Raw genomic sequence first — 18,328 nt, forward strand, 5'->3', positions numbered from 1 at the left:
TCACCCGTAGTTGAGGTAGGTCCAGGCGCCCTTCGCAAGGGTCTGGGCATCGTCGACCGTCCACTTCTGGCCCGGTCCGAAGAGTTTCTTGATCCCGTTCGGCTCGACCATGCCCCGCCCGCAGTCTCCGAACCACCAGCCGAGCTGGCGGTCGAGGTGGACGAGCGATTCCCGGATGGCGTCGTCGAAGGTGCCATGGGTGAGGATGTCGTCCGGGACGTTATAAATCAGGCACTCGGAGAAGTAGGACGGCAGCGGCTTAATGACCTTCTGCGCGGCCAGCTCGTTCTCCACTGCCTTGAGCACACGAACCGCGAACTTGTAGCGCCGGCCGGTGCGAGTGTTCTTTTCTCGGCCGTTCTCCAGCTGCTGATCCGGCCAGTTCACGATCTCCTTGCCGTCCTTGGCGTAGACGACAGTGCCTTCGTGGACCTGTTCGCAGTTGAAGTCGGTGTAGAGCAGGTAACGGAAACATGGAACGACGTCCATGCTGGGGCGGCTTCCGGCAACCGCAGGGACGTTGAACGCGATGTTATGGTCCGCGTCAATGGGCCCGCTGAAGTATTCCTCCAGGGCATTGAAGACCTCCAGACGCAGCTTGCCAGCCCGCCATGGCCCGCCGTAGGCCTTGCCCAGGATCTCCTGACGCCGGGCCCAGTTGACGAGCGTCGGGAAGTCCGCGTGAACCGGCCGGTTGAGCTGGACTTTGATGTCCACGTCGGCGTCGGCTCGGGCATTCGTGTTGTTGCGGTAGGAGCCCTTCGCCGCCACGGTAATGTCCAGCTCCGCGAAGGCCCCATGGGTAGCGATGGCGGCCTTCACCATGCGCTCGGCCCGTTCCTGCCGAGCGGCTTCGGCCTCGGTAGCGGGCGCTATCCACTTGACGAGCAGCTCCCGCCGCTGCTTCTCGGTCAGACGTTTGTCCAACAGGTCCCCCTACTCATGCGGAAGGTGCAAGCACCCTACGCCCAGGTGCGGACACGTGGGGACGCGTCGGACCCGCTGCCCGCGCCAAGCTCTATTTGCATCCTGGGTCAGCGCCTGGGCGTCAGCCATGCGGGCTCTGCCCAGGCAGAGCGTCGCTAGCTCTGGGTGCAGTCTTGTTTGCATTCACCCCCGTTCGGCAACGTCCACAGTCTGGCGAGCGAATCGTTCCGCCACAGGTCAGGACGGCCACGGGCGCCCCCGAACGCCCAGACGAACAGGTGGAAAGCGTGTTGGGAAACCCTCACGAGTTCGAATCTCGTATCCTCCGCCTTCACGAAGGCCCCGACCGCCTAGCGGTCGGGGCCTTCGTCGTTGTGTGGTCTCAGTTCCGTTCGGCTACACCGAGCAGGAGCGGGACGGCCGGCCCTGGACCTGGTGTCCTTGGTCTCCCGGCAGATGGGGACCTTCCGGAGGACAGGAGCCGGGGCCGACTATTCGCCCCGGGGGCGAATAGCTGGCCGTGACCGACGCGTCGGCGGTGAACTGCTCCTGGGCGCCGACGGGCGCCCGGCACCCGTAGCCGTCTCCGTCCTTGGAAGGACCACCATGCTTTCTGCTCGTGCCACCCGTCTGCTCGCAGCGGCCACGCTCACCCTCGGTGCCACGCTCACCCTCAGCCCCAGCCAGGCGTTCGCCGCGGCCGAGGGCAACTACTCGATCGGCTCGGGGTCTTGCCAGGCCGTCGAGAAGATCGAACTCCACTGGGTCAACGGCGCCTACCACGACGAGATGGCGAACAACCCGACCCAGAACTCGGCGAGCGACCCCTACTGGTGCCGCTTCACGATGTACGACAACGGCAACCTGATCTGGAGCTCGGCCCCCGCCACCGGCACCGGGGCCCAGTCGCCGTGGTTCTACGACGGTCCGGGCCACTACATGAAGGCCTGCGTCCAGCGTTACTACAACGGCACGCCCCAGGGCAGCGCCAGCTGCGGCCCGCTCAACTGATCCTCGGCCCCTCACCGGTTGCCCCCCGGCCGCGTCGCGTGGCCGGGGGAAACCGGTGAGGGCCGCCGACCAGGCGGATCGCGGTGGCTCAACTGACCGTTGACAGCAGGGCATGCCCGAGGGGCGCCACGAGGTGCCGGACCTGACGCCCTTGGCGTTGTGTCGTGATCGCCCCGGTCATCCGCAGGGCAGCGGCGTGGGCGCTGGCGGTGGACAGACCGATCCCGAGGCGTGCCGCGAGTTCGGTGGTGCTGCAGGGCTCCTGCCCGACGGCTCGGAGGGCGCGGGCGCGAGCCGAACCGATGAGACCGCTCAGCGGGTCCGTCGTGAGCTCCTCGCGGTCGGCCGACGGACCGGTGGTCGGGTGGAGCAGCACCGCCGGCCGGCGCGGTACGAGTACGGCACCGACACCGTCCTGGACGAAGAAGTTCGGGTACAGCTCCAGGCCCCGGCCGTTCAGATCGATGACCCGGTCGGGTCCACCCACCGCGCAGCGGAGCACTCCGTCCTCCCGCCAGCTGGCACGGTGGTGGAGTCCGCCCAGCATGGCACCGATCCCGGCCTCACCGGCGATGTGGGCGCGTTGGGCGATGTCGGTCCGCAGGTGGCGCTGGATGTCGGACCAGTCCTCGGCGAGGCAGGTCTGGAACAGGGCCCGGGCGCTGTCGGCGAGCCGCCGCAGCTGGCGGGTGTCGCCGTCGCGGAGCTCGATGACGACACGAGGCACGGCCCGCCCGGTGCCGTACCCGGTGAGTGCCTGCCGCAACTCGGCCGGGGTGGTGGCCAGGAGGGCGTCGAGTTCGTCGGCGAGCTGTCGGCGGGTGCCCGGCACATGGGCCACCAGGAAGTCCGGGATGCCGGTGCGGCATGCGCTGACCACGTCCAGCAGCGGCGCGACGGTGTGCGGTACCCGGCCGCGCATCCGGATCCACCAGCGGGCGCGCCGGGCGCCCGCCCAGGGGTGGGATCCGGTCAGGGCGGTCAGGACGTGGCCCATCGGTGAGACGACGAACCGGGTGCGGGCGAGATCCGGGACGCCGAAGTTGACGGTCAGCACAGTTCCCCCAAGAGCCCGGTCGCGCCGGCCCGCGCTTCGCGGCGCGACGGCTGTCCCCGGGCGGGTTCGGCAACAGAGGTCGACGCCGCCCGACCGGCGGTGATTCCCGGTCAGGTGGTGCGGCGTCAGGAGCCATCCTGTGCGCAGGCCGTGGCTCCCCCCATGGCGAGAACCTGGCGTTTGCTTGGCGTTACGGCAGGCAGCTGCTTCGCTGCACGGACGCGGACGGCCACCGGGGCTCAGCCGTGAAGGTCGCCGCTCTCCAGGACGGCCAGCCGCGCCGCCGCCGGCTCGGCCTCGGCCACACCCAGACCGCGGTAGAGGTCCACGGCCTGGCGGAGTTCCGCCGTCGCGGCGTCGCGGTCGCCGGCGAGTTCGGCGCAGCGGGCGACGCCTTCGAGGGCCTTGGCCTCGATCAGCCGGCTGTTGCCCTCCCGGGCGAGCTGTCGGGCCTCCTGGTACAGGGCGCGCCCTGCCTGCGGTCCGTGGGTGTCGACGGCGAGGGAGGCCGCGCTGAGGACCACCTCGGCTTCGCCGGCCTGGTCGCCGTACTCGCGCTGGAACGCCCTGGACTGCTCGAACAGGGCAGCGGCGGCCGTGGTCTCGCCGCTTGCCTGCCGGGCGCGGCCCAGGTCGTGCAGCATGTTGAGTTCGCCGTAGCGCAGGTCGTGTGCACGGAAGACGGTCAGGGCCCGTTCCAGCAGGTCGGTCGCTCCGGCGACGTCCCCGGTCGCGAGGTGGAGGCGACCCAGATCCTTCAGGCAGTAAGCCTCGCCGTCAGGCTTGCCGAGGTCGACGTAGATCGCGAGGGCCTGCTCGAAGGCGTCGGCGGCAGCTGTGTGGTCGCCGACGACGGCCCGTAGTTGGCCGAGGCTCCACAGGACATTGGCCACGCCGTGCCGGTTGCCGAGCTCCTGCATGATGGTCAGGGCTTCTTCCAGCAGGTCGACCGAGCCGGCGTGGTCGCCGGTCGCCCGTCTCACCCGGCTGAGGTCCCAGCGCGCGTTGGCTTCGCCGAGTCGCTTTCCCACGGACGTGAAGGCCGCCACCGCCCGTTCCAGGGCGTCGGCGGCGGTCTCGTACTCACCGGTTGCGTTCCGGGCGCGGCCCAGGCCCCACAGCGCGTGGGCCTCGCCGTGCCGGTCGCCCAGCTCCTGATAGATCGCCAGCGCCCGCTCGTGCAGACCGTGCGCGGTCCGGAACTCGCCGAGCATGTAGCGGATCCGGGCCACGTCCTCCAGCGCGCAGGCCTCGCCGTGCCGGTCGCCCAACTCCTGGTAGACCGCCAGCGCTTGCTCGTGCAGCTCGCCCGCGTCCTTGAACTCCGCGAGCGCGTGCCGGACCCGTCCGAGGTCACCCAGCGCCCCGGCCTCGCCGTGCCGGTCGCCCGTCTCCCGTGCGGCGGCGGCTGCAGCGCGGTGCAGGTCGGCGGCTTGCCGCCACGGCCCGTCCTGGAGCAGGAACGGTGCCACCGACGCGCTGAGGGCGATCACCCGGGTGGGCGACATGCCGGTGGCCGCGGCCAGCAGGTTGCCGTGTTCGGCCCGCAGCCAGGCGAGCGCCTGGGCCCGGTCGGACAGGCGGGGGGCGACCGCGGGCACCGGAGTGGTCGGTGCCGGGGTGGGGCGGCTGTACTGCCCCACGTACTGGTCCGTGCCGGCCGCGCTGTGCTGGTAGAAGTCGAGCAGCCGTGCCAGGGCTGCCTCGCGCTCGCGGTCGTCTCCGGCGGAGCCGCCTCGTGCCCGGGCGTAGAGGCCGACGAGGTCATGGAAGCGGTAACGGCCCGGGGTGTGCTCCATGACCAGGTGGTGGTCGAGCAAGGATTCCAACAGGCGCTCCGCCGTGCGCAGGTCACTCCCCGTCAGGTTGGCGGCCGCGTACGCGTCGAAGTCCGGTCCGGGGACCAGAGCGAGCCGGCTGAAGAGCTGCTGCTCGGGCTCCGGCAGGGCGGTGAAGGAGGTTTCGAAGACCGCGGCCAGGTCACGGTCCTCGTCGCTGAGCCGGTCGAGGCGGTCACGTTCGTCGCGCAACTCCTCGACCAGGTCCTCGATCCGCAGGGCGCGGCGGTGGCGCAGCCGGGCGGCGGCAATCCGAAGCGCCAGTGGCAGGTGGCCGCAGAGCGCGACCAGTTCGCCGGTCGCCGGGTGGTCGGCCGGGATACGGCCCGCGCCGGCCACCTTGTGCAGCAGCGCGGCCGCCTCGCCCGGCCCGAGGGTGTCGAGCGCCAGGGAGTGGGCATCGTCCAGGCCGGTGAGCCGTCGGCGGCTGGTCACGAGGACCAGGCAGCCAGGCGTACCCGGCAACAGCGGCCGCACCTGCGCGGTGCTGACCGCGTTGTCGAGGACGATCAGGGTACGGGTGTCGGCGAGCCGCGCGCGGAAGAACCCGGCGCGGGCGCCGAGGTCCTGCGGCACCGACTGCGGCGGGACGCCGAGCGAGAGCAGCAGCCGCTCCAGCGCGTCCTCGGCGGAGACGGGTGCGAGGCCGGCGGTGTGGCCGTGCAGGTCGATGAACAGCTGCCCGTCGGGGAAGCTCGCGCGCATCCGGTGGGCGGCGTGGACGGCGAGCGCTGATTTGCCGACACCGCCCATCCCGTCGATCGCCGAGATCACCACCATCCCGGCATCGCTGCCGCCGGGGGCCGCCTCGGTCAGTGCGAGCAGCCGGTCCAGCTCCTCCTTGCGCCCCGTGAACAGCCGTGTGTCGGACGGGAGCTGACAGAGGGTTACGCCGGCGGCCGCCGTACTCCCGGCCCGGTCCTGGACGGACCGCACCGGGGCGGAAGGTCGCTCGGCGGTGGCGGCCTCGATCAGCTGCTCCCGGGCGGTGGCGTCGAGCCCGAGCGCGGTGGCCAGCCAAGCCACGGAGGACAGGCGCGGCCGCCGCCGTCCGGACTCGAGCACACTGATCGCGTGCGGCGAGATTCCGGACCGCTCCGCCAACTCCTCCTGGGTCCAACCGGCACGCACCCGGTACTCACGCAACAGCACCCCGAACCCCGCAGCCACGCTCATCCCCCGATAGCGGTCCAGCCCCATGACGAAATTCGGTGCCGAGTTGCCATGGCACCAACAAATCACCCCCAACTGATCGTATCCGAGAAGCCGTTGTCGTAGTACGTCTCGGCCGGTGTCCCGCACTCCCTGGAACGCACCGGAGCACCGACCTCACACTTCGGTGCGGTGTTTCGTCGAAGTGCCGAGAGCGGAAGCGGACGAGTGGCGCCCGCGGATCCCGACCGGCTCTCGCACGTCGACTGAGCACTGAGGAATCAACGTGATACGAAGAATGGCGTCCTTGCCCGGTGGACGAGTGGGGAAGTGGGTCGTCCTCGCGCTCTGGGCGGTGCTCCTGGTGCCGGCCCTGATGCTGGCCGGCCAGCTCGGTGACGTCGAGAAGAACGACAACTCGGCCTGGCTGCCCGGTAATGCGGAGTCCACCAAGGTGGTCGAGCGGGCCGAGAGGTTCCAGCTCGGCGACACGCTGCCCGCGATCGTGATCTACGACCGGGCCGAGGGCGTCACCCCTGCCGACCTGGCCGAGGCCCAGGCCGACGTCGAAGCGTTCAAGGGCATCGACAACGTGGTGGGTCAGCCGCACGGGCCGTTGAAGGCCCAGGACGGCAAGGCCATCCAGACCGTGGTCCAGCTCCACAAGGACCAGACGGGCTGGGAGGGGATCGGCAAGACCGTCGCCGCGATGAACAAGGTCGGCGAGGAGAACGCCAACGGTCTCGGCTTCCACATCACCGGACCGGCCGGCTACGCGGCCGACTCGATCAAGGCGTTCAGCGGCGGAGGCGCCCTGACGACGATCACCGCGCTCGTGGTGGTCGTCATCCTGCTGCTCACCTACCGCAGCCCGGTGCTGCCGCTGCTGCCGCTGCTGACCGTGGGCGTCGCGCTGGTCACCTCGGAAGCGGTGATCTACCTGTTGGCGAAGAACGTCGGACTCGTCGTCAACAAGCAGACCAGTTTCATCCTGACCGTGTTGGTGTTCGGTGCCGCCACCGACTACGCGCTCCTGCTCATCTCCCGGTACCGGGAGGAGTTGCTGCGGCACGAGGACCGGCACGAGGCGATGGCGGAGGCCCTGTACCGCTCCGGGCCCGCGATCGTCGCCAGCGCCGCGACCGTCGCGGTCAGCCTGATGCTGCTGATGCTGGCCACGCTCAACTCCACCCAGGGGCTCGGGCCGGCCTGCGCGGTCGGTGTCCTGATCGGGCTGCTCGCCATGGTCACCCTGATGCCGGCCCTGCTGGTCGTCTGCGGCCGCTGGATCTTCTGGCCGGTGAAGCCGTCGTACGGATCGGCCGAGGCGGTCAAGGACGGCATCTGGACCAAGGTCGGCACCGCCGTCTCCGGCCGGCCGCGGATCGTCTGGATCGGCACCGCGCTCGTTCTCGCCGTCATGGCGATCGGGGTGTTCGGGCTCAAGGCCGACGGGCTCTCCAACAAGGACCAGTTCACCAACGCAACGCAGATGGTGGTCGGCGAGGAGATCCGGTCCGGGCACTTCCCGGCCGGGTCGGGCGACCCCGTCCTCGTGGTGGCCAAGGCCGCCTCGGCGGAGCAGGTGCGGACCGTGTTGTCCGGCGTCCCCGGAGTCGGCGAGGTCTCGGCGCCGATGGTCAAGGACGGCGAGGCCATCCTGCTCGGCGAACTCAAGGACGACCCCAGCAGCACGACCGCGATGCGCACCGTCGAGCAGGCCAGGATCGCGGTCCACCGGATCGAGGGTGCGGACGCCCGGGTCGGCGGCAGTACAGCGGTCATGCTCGACACGCAGGAAGCGGCCGCCCGCGACTCCAAGGTGATCATCCCCATCGTGCTGGTGGTGGTGCTCCTCATCCTCGCGCTGCTGCTGCGGGCGATCGTCGCGCCGCTGCTGCTGATGGCGACGGTGGTGCTGTCGTTCGGAGCGGCCCTCGGCGTGAGCAGTCTGATGTTCCATCAGGTGTTCCACTTCGCCGGTGCGGAAGCCTCCTTCCCGCTCCTGACCTTCGTGTTCCTGGTCGCGCTGGGCATCGACTACAACATCTTCCTGGTCACCCGGGTGCGCGAGGTGGCACTGCTGCACGGCACCCGGCGCGGCGCGCTGACGGGTCTGTCCACCACCGGGGGTGTGATCACCTCGGCGGGTCTGGTGCTGGCCGGTACCTTCGCGGCAATGGCCTCGCTGCCGCTGGTGTTCGCGGCCGAACTCGGCTTCGCGGTGGCGTTCGGCGTACTGCTGGACACCATGATCGTCCGGTCGGTGCTGGTCACCGCGCTGACCCTGGACGTGGGCCGGTGGATGTGGTGGCCGAGCAAGCTGTTCAGGCGTCACGACGCCATCGAGCCTCTGGCGGGCAAGCCCGACCTCGAGCCCGTCCTCGGGGGCGTGTGACGACCTTCCGCTGCGGGCCTCCCGGCGCCGGCCGGGAGGCCCGGTAAGGACGAAACGCGGATTACTCCCGCTCGGCGATCGACTGCGCCACCGGGCGAAGCAGGTCGAGGACATGCGTCCAGCGGTACGTGTCGGCCGTGGGTGTGCGGGGCACGTAGTCGCCGATCAGGACACCCATCGCCCGGAGCCGGGCCAGGCTCTCGTCGTACGCCGGGTGGGCCGCCTGGGCGGAGTTGACGTACGGCTGGACGGCGGTCGGGATGCCGAGTCCGTACGCCTCGCAGAGGATGCCGAGGGCGAGCGTGTCGGAGATGCCGGCGGCCCACTTGTTGATCGTGTTGAACGTCGCGGGCGCGACCGCGATGGCGTCGGCCGGGGGGAGGGGGCGTGGGGCGCCGGGTGTGCGCCAGGCCGAACGGATCGGATAGCCGGTCTGGGCCTCGATGGCTTCCTGGCCGATGAAGCCGAGCCCCTGGGGAGTGGCGATCACGCCGACCTTCCAACCCTCGGCCTGGGCCGCCGTGATCAGCTCGCCCACTCCGCCTGCGATACCTGATGCGCAGACGACGACGTACAGGAACGGCTCGCGGTGTTCGGTCAAACCTGGACTCCCAACTCCTGGCAGAAACAGTGTAGTTCGGGACCTAGATGTCCTAACCTCGATCCGTCTGCGGTGATCACCCGATGTCTGGTCGCTTCGCTTCGCCCGTTTTGTCCTCTGAGGTGAGGTGGCGGACCTTCGCGTAACGCTGCGGCTGCGCCGGGTTCCACTGGCCCGGTTACCTTCCCCTCCCTGGTCTTCGTCGGAACGGCTGGTGGTCTGTCAGCTCAGGGCCGGCAGGGCGGAGAGCCGCTGCCAGCAGGTCAGGAAGGCTTCGCGCCAAGGCCAGCTGTTGCTGAGGGTGAGCCAGCGGCGGCGGGCGTGGCGGGTGTGCTTGGCCGGCAGCTGGTAGAGCCGGTAGCGCATGGTGTCGGGTTCGGCGTGGGAGAGGCCGGGCTGGTCGTGCAGGCCGAGGAGCCGGGTCCAGGCGTCCAGGTCGGCGGCGAGGTTCGCGGCCAGTACCCAGCCTCGGTTGACCTCCCAGGACTGGGAGGGGAGGTTGTGCAGGCCCAGGGCCTTGTTCGCGCGCACGCGGTCTTCGACGGTGGTGTGGGAGCGGTGCAGGACGTCGAGGAACTGGGGCTGGTGGGAGCCGGCGATGCCCCAAAGGTGGCGGATGTTGCTGGCCGCGATCGAGTAGCGCCAACCCGTCTTCTTCTCGAACGCGGTCAGGTTGGCCAGCTGGCGGCGTGAGGGACGGGAACGTCGGACCGTCAGCCGCATCCGATCGGGCCAGCCTGTCCGGGTGTTGAGCCCGGTGAGCTCGGCGACATGTGCGTCACCGTTCACGGTGCCGTCCTGGTTCAGTGTGTCCTCCCAGACTGACTCGGGCAGCAGTGCGATGGCCTGCTCATCGGCGGCGGTCATTTTCCAGCCGACCGTGTAGCGCACCGTGCGGCGTGCTGTGTTGAGGGCTTCGAGGTGCTCCAGCAGTTCGTGGGTGGCTCCGGCGCCGTCGACCCGGACGAGGATCTTCGCCCGGGAGGCGTCGGGGATCTGCGCCAGCGCCGCGCTCAGCACGGTGAGGTGGTCGGCCACCGTGTTCGCCCCCGCGTTCCCGGGCCGCAGCAGCATTGCCAGGCATTCCTGGGTGTTAGCGCACCACGCCGCCAGCGGATGGAAGCCGAACGTCTTCTTGAACGTCGCCGCCGCTCCCGCATTCTTGGACGCGGAGGTGATGATCGTGGCGTCCAGGTCCACGACGACCCACCCGGTCAGCCGCTTCCCCGCGACGGTGAGCCACGGGAAGCCCGCGGGCCGCAGCGCGAGCAGGCCCCACACCTGGCGGCGGACCCTCGCCCGCGCCCTGGCGACTCTGCCCAGCAAGGGCTCGTCCAGGGCGTTCAGGGTCCGGCGTGTGGTGGAGTCCGAGGTCGCCGAACAATTCGGCCTGATGAGCCTGCAGTTGTTCCGCCTCGGCCAGGTTGGTCGCGCCCAGCACTATCGCGACGGCCAGACCGACGACGACCAAGCCCCGATCCAGCCAGCCCGCACCGAGACCACGCGGCAGCACCCGGCTCAGCGCGTCAGTCAGCCCGACCCGGTCGGCGCACTTGCGCAGCAACACCGCGCCGGCATGCCCAACCAGCCCCTTGCCGTCGGCCTTCACCGACAACCGCTCATCCCACCCGATATGCTTCGCCACCAAGAAGGTGCCCCTGATTCACTGCTGGATATGACCTAGACACTCACATCCCTGCAGCTCGACGGCACCTTCTGTCGTTCAGTCAGCTCACACGGGCTTAATTGCTGAATACCCGTCGGCCAACCCTGACAAATCAGCACAACCGCAGGCCAGGAGCATGATGACTGGTCAGTTCCACCCGCCCCCGGCGTTACCTCAACCAGCAGCAGCGGATAGTGTCCGCATGTCTTTTCTTCTGATCTGAGGGGGTCCGGATGCCTCTCGGTCATCTCTTTTTCTGGAGTACTTGTGCGTACGGTTCGAAGACTGGCGTGGCCGCTTGCCGCAGTGCTGGCAGTACCTGTGATAGCCGGGTCGGTGCCGGCTGCGGCTGCGGCGGCCACACCGCCGTCGGCTGTGGAGGATTTCGCGTACCCGGGGGCCGCTCAGATCCTTGCGGAGAACCACGTCACCCTGAAGTCCGGGGACGGGAACATCCGCCTCGCGGACTGCTTGTCGACCAACAACCTGATCGAGGTGTTCAGCCGGACCTTTGATGCCGGATCCGTCAAGGTCTGCTTCCGGGTCACGGGGCCGTCCGGCTTCCTGGCCCTGGAACTGCCGAAGGTCTACAGCATCAAGGGCGACGACCACGCCGTCAAAGCCTCGCTGAAGACGGGTAGTTCAAGCAGCAGCGTCGACATCAAGAAGAACCTTTACACACCCGTCGGCGAAGGCACCTCCGCCGACGGGACCACGCTGCTCGAGCTCAACGCTACCGACGGACCGGCTGCGGCGGCCGACACGGCCAGCCCCTACCCGGCGATCGGTGCCGTCATGGTCGGGCAGCCCGGCCGCGAGGGTTCCCGAGCCTGCAGCGGCACGCTCGTCGCCCCGCAGTGGGTGCTCACCGCGGCCAGTTGCTTTGCCGCGAACGGCCAGCCCGCCGCGGCGGGCAAGCCGGCCGTGAAGACCACCGTGGCGCTGGGCCGCAGCGACCTGACCAAGTCGGGCGGGAGTGTGGTGGAGGCAGTGGAACTGGTTCCGCATGCAGACCGTGATCTGATGATGGTCAAGCTCGCCTGGCCCATCGTCGGGGTCGATCCGGTCAAGGTCTCCTCCGCCGCCCCGGTCGCCGGTGAGCAGCTCACCTCCGTCGGGTTCGGGCGGACCAAGACGGAATGGCTGCCCAGCAAGCTGCACTCCGCGACGTTCACCGTCGGCTCCATCGACGCGACGTCGATGGGCTTGAACGGGTCCGCGGACGCGGTGGCCTGCCAGGGTGACGCGGGCGGGCCGGCCCTGCGGATGAAGGGCTTCCTCGTGGAGCTGGCCGCAGTCAACTCCCGTTCGTGGCGGGGTGGCTGCCTGGGCACGGATCCGGCCGAGACCCGTACCGACGCGGTCGACGTCCGCACCGACGGCCTCGGCCCGTGGATCGGTCAGATCCGCCAGAGTTCGCCCGAGGTCCGCCTCCAATCTCTGGTCCCCAACGTCACCAGTGTGATGACGACGGGCGACTTCAACCGCGACGGCCGCACCGACATCGCCTCCGTCACCACGGACGGCAACCTCCACACCTTTGCCGGACGGCCCGACGGCACCTTCGAGTACGGCCGCCCGCTGTGGAAGACCGACGGCAGCTGGAACACCGCCGCGAAGATCATCGGCGGTGACTTCAACGGCGACGGCTACACCGACATCGCCACTGTCTGGAACGACGGCAAACTGCGCCTGTACGCGGGACGGTCGGACGGCAGCCTGGCTGACGGCAAGCAGATGTGGGTGGATGACAACTTCGACTGGAAGGGCATGCTGCAGCTGTCGCGGTTCAAGGGCGACGGCTCCGGCCGTGACGGGCTCCTGGCGACCTGGAGTGCGGGCAACAGGGGTGACCTGTACGCCTACACCACCGGCCCGGACGGGGTGCTGAACGGGAGCCGCCAGATGTGGCCGGACAGCTCTTGGCAGACCATGCAGAAGGTCGCCACCGGTGACTTCAACAACGACGGCCGGGACGACGTCGTCGCCATCGCCGGCAACGGCCAGCTCACCCGCTTCAGCGGCAGCACCACCGGCGGCCTCGAGGGTGGCGTCGCAATGTGGGCGGACACCGGCTGGAACGGCATGCCGATCGTGCTCGCGGGTGACTTCAACGGCGACGGCAACAGTGACCTCGGCGGACTGTGGAGCAACCAGCAGCGCTTCAACCTCTACCGCGGTGACGGCAAGGGCGCCCTCGCCAAGGACACCAACGCCTGGCCCTCCCCCGTCCCGGTGCCCGCCGGCGGCCTGATCCACAACGCCAACAGCGGCAAGTGCCTGGAGATCGACGGCTCCAGCAAGGCCAACGGCGCCCGCGCCCAGCAGTGGACCTGCGCCGGACAGGCCGGCGCGAACTGGGAGTTCCGCCCCACCGCCACCGAAGGCGTCTACGAGATCGTCAACGCCAACAGCGGCATGTGCCTGGAAATCGACAACTCCAGCAAGGACAACGGCGGCCGAGCCCAGCAGTGGACCTGCGGCAACATCCCCACCCAGAAGTGGACCGTCCAGCCCGCCGGCGACACTGTCACCCTGAACATCACCAACGTCAACAGTGGCAAGACCCTGGAGATCGGCAACTCCAGCAAGGACAACGGCGCTCCCGCACAGCAGTGGGCCCACAGCACCGACCCCTCCTTCGCGCCCCAGAGCTGGTACCTGTAACCAGACCCGCCGCCGAGTTCAACGGTGACAGGCACGCTGACCACGTCCTTGGCGGTGCCACCGACAGCAGCGCGACCGTGTACGCCTGGGACGGCGGCGACAACGACAACGGGTGAACCGGGCTCGGCAAGGTCACCGGCGGTGCCCGACGAATGACCCCGGCTGAGAGTCCGGTCGGTCCAACCCATTCCCGGGGGCGATCGGCCGGGCCTGCGCTGAGTGTGAGTCGAGGCACCGGCGGGGTTCCCGGGTGCAGCCCCGCGCCGTGAGGCGACTGCGCGACGACCGATGAAGGGTGGCCTGCTGCTTCACCACTGGCGAAGCAGCAGGCCTTTCTGGTGAGACGGGGCTCCGCTCCCCGGGCACTGTTACGGGCTATTCCAGAGCCGCTAGGCAGATGGCAATGACATGACGGCACGTCAGTGTGACCGTCAGCGATGAGGTTTGAGAGTCGATGAGGGTAAAAGTGATACCAACAAGGATCCGGTCGCGGGTCGCCGCCGGAATCGTGGCCGGCAGCCTGGTGACAGGGCTGCTGGCAGTACCGGCGGCCGCCGACACCGCGCCGCCGGTGGGCCCGGTCGCCGACCGGGTGAAGGCGGTGGCGGCCTGGCAGGCCGGCGGGCCGGCCGTACGCCGGGCCGCGGAGATCGCGCTCGCGGGCTCGGACACGGATGTGACGGCGTTCGTGAACTCCGGGCGGCAGGCCGCGGCCGACCAGGACCTGCGGACCAAGGTCGAGGAACTGGTAGCCGTTTCGGGCCCGGGTGTCCGGGAGGCGGCGACCGCCGCCCTCACGGCGGGGACCCCGGCCGCGTGGCAGAACTTCGTCGACAAGGGCTACAAGAGTCCTTTCGAGCATGACCAGCGGGTGCTGCTCTCGCAGATCCAGTACGCCGGCGGCCCCGGTGTGCAGGAAGCCGCCAACAAGGCGATGGCCGGCACGCTGGCGGACGTCTCCGCCTTCCTCAACGTCGGCCAGTACACGCCGCGGGAGCACGACGACCGGGTCAAGCTGACCCAGTTGATGTCCTCGGGCGGCCCGGAGGTCAAGAAGGCCGCCAACGTCGCGATGGCCGGCACGGTCGAGGACGTCCGCGACTTCCTCCGGTACGGCTACCAGACGGCGGCCGCGCACGACCAGGAAACCCTGACGGTCGCTCAGCTCGCCGACCTGACCCGCAACGCCTCCGCGCAGGCCGGTGAGCAGGCCACCGTCGCCAGGGACGCGGCCGCCAAGGCGATCGAGGCGACCGCGCTGGCCAAGCAGGCCTCCGAGCGTGCCGCCAACGAGACCAAGCTCGCCCAGGGCGAGGCCTCGAAGGCCTCCAACGCGGCCGGGCGTGCGGCGGATGCCGCAGGACGGGCGGCCAAGGCCGCGCAGACCGCCTCCAACGCGGCCGCCACCGCCAACGAGGCGGCCCGGCAGGCCGCGAACGCCGCCGCCGACGCCGCAGCCGCCGCCACCCTCGCGGGTGAGGCGGCGGGCAAGGCACGCAAGGCCGCCACCGACGCGGCGGGTGATGCGACCAAGGCGGACCAGGCCCGCGCCGCCGCCGTGACCGCCCGCAACGCGGCAGCCGATGCCCGGACTGCGGGCGAGGCAGCTCAGTGGGCGGGCCGGGCCGCGACCCAGGCCGGCTACGCCGCGCAGGCGGCGAAGTCCGCCGGTGACAACGCCGACGCCGCCGCCACCGCCGCCCTCGAGGCCGCCAACCAGTCCGGTGTGGCCGGCGACGCCGCCGACCGCGCCCGGGTGGAAGCCGCCCGCGCCAGGTCCGCCGCAGCCGAGGCCCGCCGCGCGGCCGCCGCCACGGTGAAGATCGCCAACGACGCGGCCGCAGCCGCGGCCGAGGCCCAGCGCGCCGCCAACGCGGCCGCCGCCCACGCCGAAGCCGCCGCCGCAGCCGCCGACACCGCCGCCCAGTACGCCGGCCAGGCCGCGACCGCCGCCGGCATCGCCCAGGCCGCCGCAACGGAGTCGGCCGCTGCGGCCGACTCGGCGGCGAACTCCGCCACCCAGGCCCACAAGATCACCGAGATCGCCCGGGCCTCCGACCAGGAGCGCCTGGACGCCCAGCTCGCCGCCGAGTTCGCGGCGGCCCAGCAGGCCGCCCGCGACGAGGACCGCAAGGCGAAGAAGGCCGGGTGGGAGGCGGGCAAGGCCACCACGCTGGCGGCCGACACCGAGCGCCTGCTCACCGAGGCCACCGCCGCCGGGGTCGACCAGAAGACCGCCGCCACCAAGGGCCGCCAGGCCGCAGCCCGACTGCTCGACGCGGGCGGCCCCTGGGCCAAGGCCGCGGCCCAGAGCGCGCTGGAAGGTACCGAGGCCGACGTCCTCACCTTCCTCAACACGGCACTTGCAGTGGCTCGGGAGCGCGATGACCGCGCCACCGTGACCGCGATCGCCCAGGGCTCGACCAAGCTCGAGCAGCGTCTGGCCGCCGAGACCGCCTCGGTCGGCACCGTCGCGCAGGTCCGTGAGTTCCTGGTCAACGGCGCCTACCCCGGCCAGGAGCACGACGACCGGGTGCTGCTCTCGCAGATCCAGTCCGCCGGCGGCCCCGGCGTCCAGGAAGCCGCGAACAAGGCGATGGGCGGCACCCACGCCGACGTCCGCGCCTTCCTGACGACCGGTCAGTACACCGCCCGCGTCCACGACAACCTGGTGCTGGTGAACCAGGCTCTCGCGGCCGGTGGTCCCGAGGTCCAGGCCGCCGCCCAGGCAGCCCTCGCCGGACCCACCTCAGGCCTGGTGCCGTTCCTGCAGACCGGCCTGCCCAAGGCCCAGCAGCGCGACGCGTTCACCACTGCCCACAAGGCGACGATCGACTCCTACCTGGCCACCATCGACGGCAACGTGGCCCAGGCCCGCAAGTACGCCGCCGAGGCCGCCAAGTCCTACGCCACCGCCCGCGGCGCCGCCAACGAGGCCGCCGGCTACGCCAACCAGGCTCAGGCCTCGGCTGTCCAGGCCGCCGACTGGGCTGCCAAGGCGGCCGAGTCGGCCCGCCAGGCGCAGGCCTCCGCCGATCAGGCGGCCGCCTATGCCAAGCAGGCGCGGACGGCTGCGGCCTCCGCCGACGCCGCAGCCAACCGCGCCGACCTGTCGGTCACCGCAGCCGCCGGGTACGCGCTCCAGGCCAAGCAGTACGCCGCCGACGCGAAGACCGCGTCCGACGAGGCGTACGCCTCGAAGATCGCCGCGGGCAAGAGCCGGGACGAAGCCGCCAAGGCCGCCGAGGAGGCCAAGGCGGAGGTCGCCAAGAAGCAGCAGACCGATGCCGCTGCGGGCAAGCTGCAGGGCGAGACCGCCGTGGTCGACGACAACGGCCGGGTCTCCTACATCGAGGCCGTGCCCCGTGGCGAACTGAAGCAGGAGGTCGTCAAGACCAACGAAACGCGCTGCGGTGCGGGCCGGACCGGAACACTGGTCGACCTGTGGACCGACGACAACTTCCACAAGAACGCCGCCGGGGTGAGCGTCTGCGACGTCACCTACACCGTCCGGGTCAGCGGAATCGTCGACTACGTCCTGAAGACCTGCCCCGAGGCGGGGCTGTCCATCGCGGCCTGCCAGGGCAAGTACGGCACCTGGGACACCCTGGTCATCAACAGCCAGGAACTCAAGCAGGCGGAGTTCACGACCACGGTCGAGATGACCGAAGAGGTCTTCTCGAAGATCAACGTCACCTGCACCCGGGGTGTCTGCGGTTCCCGTACGGTCAACGTCTTCACCCTGCTGGCCGGCGACTTCATCAAGTGCTTCAAGGACCCGGGGTTCAACTCGTCCTGCGCTTGGGCCGCTTCCAACTTCATCCCCTACGGCACCCTCTTCAAGGGCGTCAAGAACGTCACCGCACTGCGCTTCGCGATGGAGACCGGTGTCGGCATCGACGCGGCCAAACTGGCCGTCCAGGCCACCCTCGACGGCTACAGCAGCGCGATCATCGCGAAGCTCACCTCCACCGCCGACGCCGTCACCTCCTTCCGCCTCACCCTCAGGAACGGCGCCGGCACCGATGCGGCGCTGGCCGCCCTGCACAACAATTCCGCTCTCGACCCCTCCCTGGTACGGCAGTTGGAGAACGAGGCGCGGATCGCCGGGGAGGCCCGTACGGCGTGCTTCACCAGCAACAGCTTCCCGGCCGGCACCCCCGTCCTGATGGGCGACGGCAGCGCGCGGCCGATCGAGGCGGTCCGGGCCGGTGACTCGGTGCTCGCCACCGACCCGGTGACCGGGGCCACCGGTCCCCAGCGGGTAGAAGCCACCATCCTCACTCCGGACGACCGTGACTTCACCGATCTGACCGTCACGGCCCCGGACGGTTCCACCGCCACGGTCACCGCCACCGATCACCACCCGTTCTGGGTGGCGAGCGCCCGGTCCTGGCGGGACGCGGCCGAGCTGACGGTCGGTGACACCCTGCGCGTCGCGGACGGTCGCACCGCCGCGGTCACCGGGACCCGCCACCGGACGGCGCTGCAGGCCGCGTACAACCTGACGGTCAACAGCGTCCACACGTACTACGTGCTGGCCGGTGCCACCTCCCTGCTGGTCCACAACGCCAACCCGCTCTGCCCGCTGCAGATCGCCTACGACAGCGACGAGTTGAGCACCGCGGCGTTCGACCTCCGGTACGCCTCGGGCTTCTGGGACGCCGAGCGCAACGTGGCCGTCGCCCGGGTGCGGGCCGCTGACGGCAGCACCCGGCTGGTCCGCGCGTCGAGCGGTGACGCGGGCCACGCCGAGCAGCGGGTCATGGACCAGCTGGCCGCGGACGACAAGGTCCTCGCCCTCTTCACCGACCGGGCCCCCTGCCCGGACATGTGCGGCCCGATGCTGGCGACGGACGCGCGGGCCAAGGGAGCCACCATCACGTACGTGATCCCTTACGCCTCTCCGCTCACCAAGGAGGGCAAGCTGCTGAACAAGGTGTGGGCAGAGGAGTTCGCTAGGATGGTCGCCGCCGCGAAGCAGCGTCGTGGGCTCTGACATGGAGGGAAG

The 18,328-nt window shown here is 70.2% G+C and carries 10 protein-coding genes; 5 read left to right on the plus strand and 5 right to left on the minus strand.

Features of this window, described 5'->3' with window-relative positions:
• Complete coding sequence (locus tag F4556_RS31295; RefSeq protein WP_184922099.1) at positions 1-927, minus strand: nucleotidyltransferase-like protein; 927 nt, start codon at positions 925-927, stop codon at positions 1-3.
• Positions 928-1,533: 606 nt separating this feature from the next.
• Here F4556_RS31295 and F4556_RS31300 point away from each other — a divergent pair.
• Positions 1,534-1,938: a hypothetical protein gene (locus tag F4556_RS31300; RefSeq protein ID WP_184922101.1), complete on the plus strand. Its 405-nt coding sequence runs from the start codon at positions 1,534-1,536 to the stop codon at positions 1,936-1,938.
• An 88-nt stretch (positions 1,939-2,026) separates the two neighbouring features.
• Here F4556_RS31300 and F4556_RS31305 read toward each other — a convergent pair whose 3' ends face one another.
• Both F4556_RS31305 and F4556_RS31310 read right to left on the minus strand, forming a co-directional pair.
• The gene (locus tag F4556_RS31305; protein WP_184922103.1) at positions 2,027-2,995 is read right to left on the minus strand and encodes an ArsR/SmtB family transcription factor; all 969 of its coding nucleotides are present in this window, start codon (positions 2,993-2,995) and stop codon (positions 2,027-2,029) included.
• Between the two features lie 239 nt (positions 2,996-3,234).
• The gene (locus tag F4556_RS31310; protein WP_184922105.1) at positions 3,235-6,003 is read right to left on the minus strand and encodes an ATP-binding protein; all 2,769 of its coding nucleotides are present in this window, start codon (positions 6,001-6,003) and stop codon (positions 3,235-3,237) included.
• A 268-nt stretch (positions 6,004-6,271) separates the two neighbouring features.
• Between F4556_RS31310 and F4556_RS31315 the strand changes: the two genes are divergently transcribed.
• Complete coding sequence (locus F4556_RS31315; RefSeq protein ID WP_184922107.1) at positions 6,272-8,383, plus strand: MMPL family transporter; 2,112 nt, start codon at positions 6,272-6,274, stop codon at positions 8,381-8,383.
• 61 nt (positions 8,384-8,444) lie between these two features.
• On the opposite strand, the gene F4556_RS31320 is transcribed toward F4556_RS31315, so the two are convergent.
• Complete coding sequence (locus tag F4556_RS31320) at positions 8,445-8,984, minus strand: flavoprotein (RefSeq protein ID WP_184922109.1); 540 nt, start codon at positions 8,982-8,984, stop codon at positions 8,445-8,447.
• Between the two features lie 222 nt (positions 8,985-9,206).
• Positions 9,207-10,310 carry an IS1380 family transposase gene (locus tag F4556_RS31325; RefSeq protein ID WP_246511140.1) on the minus strand — a complete coding sequence of 368 codons (1,104 nt, stop codon included), beginning with the start codon at positions 10,308-10,310 and terminating at the stop codon, positions 9,207-9,209.
• A gap of 31 nt (positions 10,311-10,341) precedes the next feature.
• On the opposite strand from F4556_RS31325, the gene F4556_RS38635 reads away from it, so the two are divergent.
• From F4556_RS38635 to F4556_RS39235, 3 genes are all read left to right on the plus strand, one after another.
• Positions 10,342-10,668 carry a hypothetical protein gene (locus F4556_RS38635; protein ID WP_246511141.1) on the plus strand — a complete coding sequence of 109 codons (327 nt, stop codon included), beginning with the start codon at positions 10,342-10,344 and terminating at the stop codon, positions 10,666-10,668.
• 357 nt (positions 10,669-11,025) lie between these two features.
• Positions 11,026-13,317: an RICIN domain-containing protein gene (locus tag F4556_RS31330; RefSeq protein WP_184922111.1), complete on the plus strand. Its 2,292-nt coding sequence runs from the start codon at positions 11,026-11,028 to the stop codon at positions 13,315-13,317.
• Positions 13,318-13,840: 523 nt separating this feature from the next.
• Positions 13,841-18,316 carry a polymorphic toxin-type HINT domain-containing protein gene (locus F4556_RS39235; RefSeq protein ID WP_184922112.1) on the plus strand — a complete coding sequence of 1,492 codons (4,476 nt, stop codon included), beginning with the start codon at positions 13,841-13,843 and terminating at the stop codon, positions 18,314-18,316.
• Positions 18,317-18,328 lie beyond the last annotated feature (12 nt).

This window comes from Kitasatospora gansuensis (assembly GCF_014203705.1).
GTDB lineage: Bacteria > Actinomycetota > Actinomycetes > Streptomycetales > Streptomycetaceae > Kitasatospora > Kitasatospora gansuensis.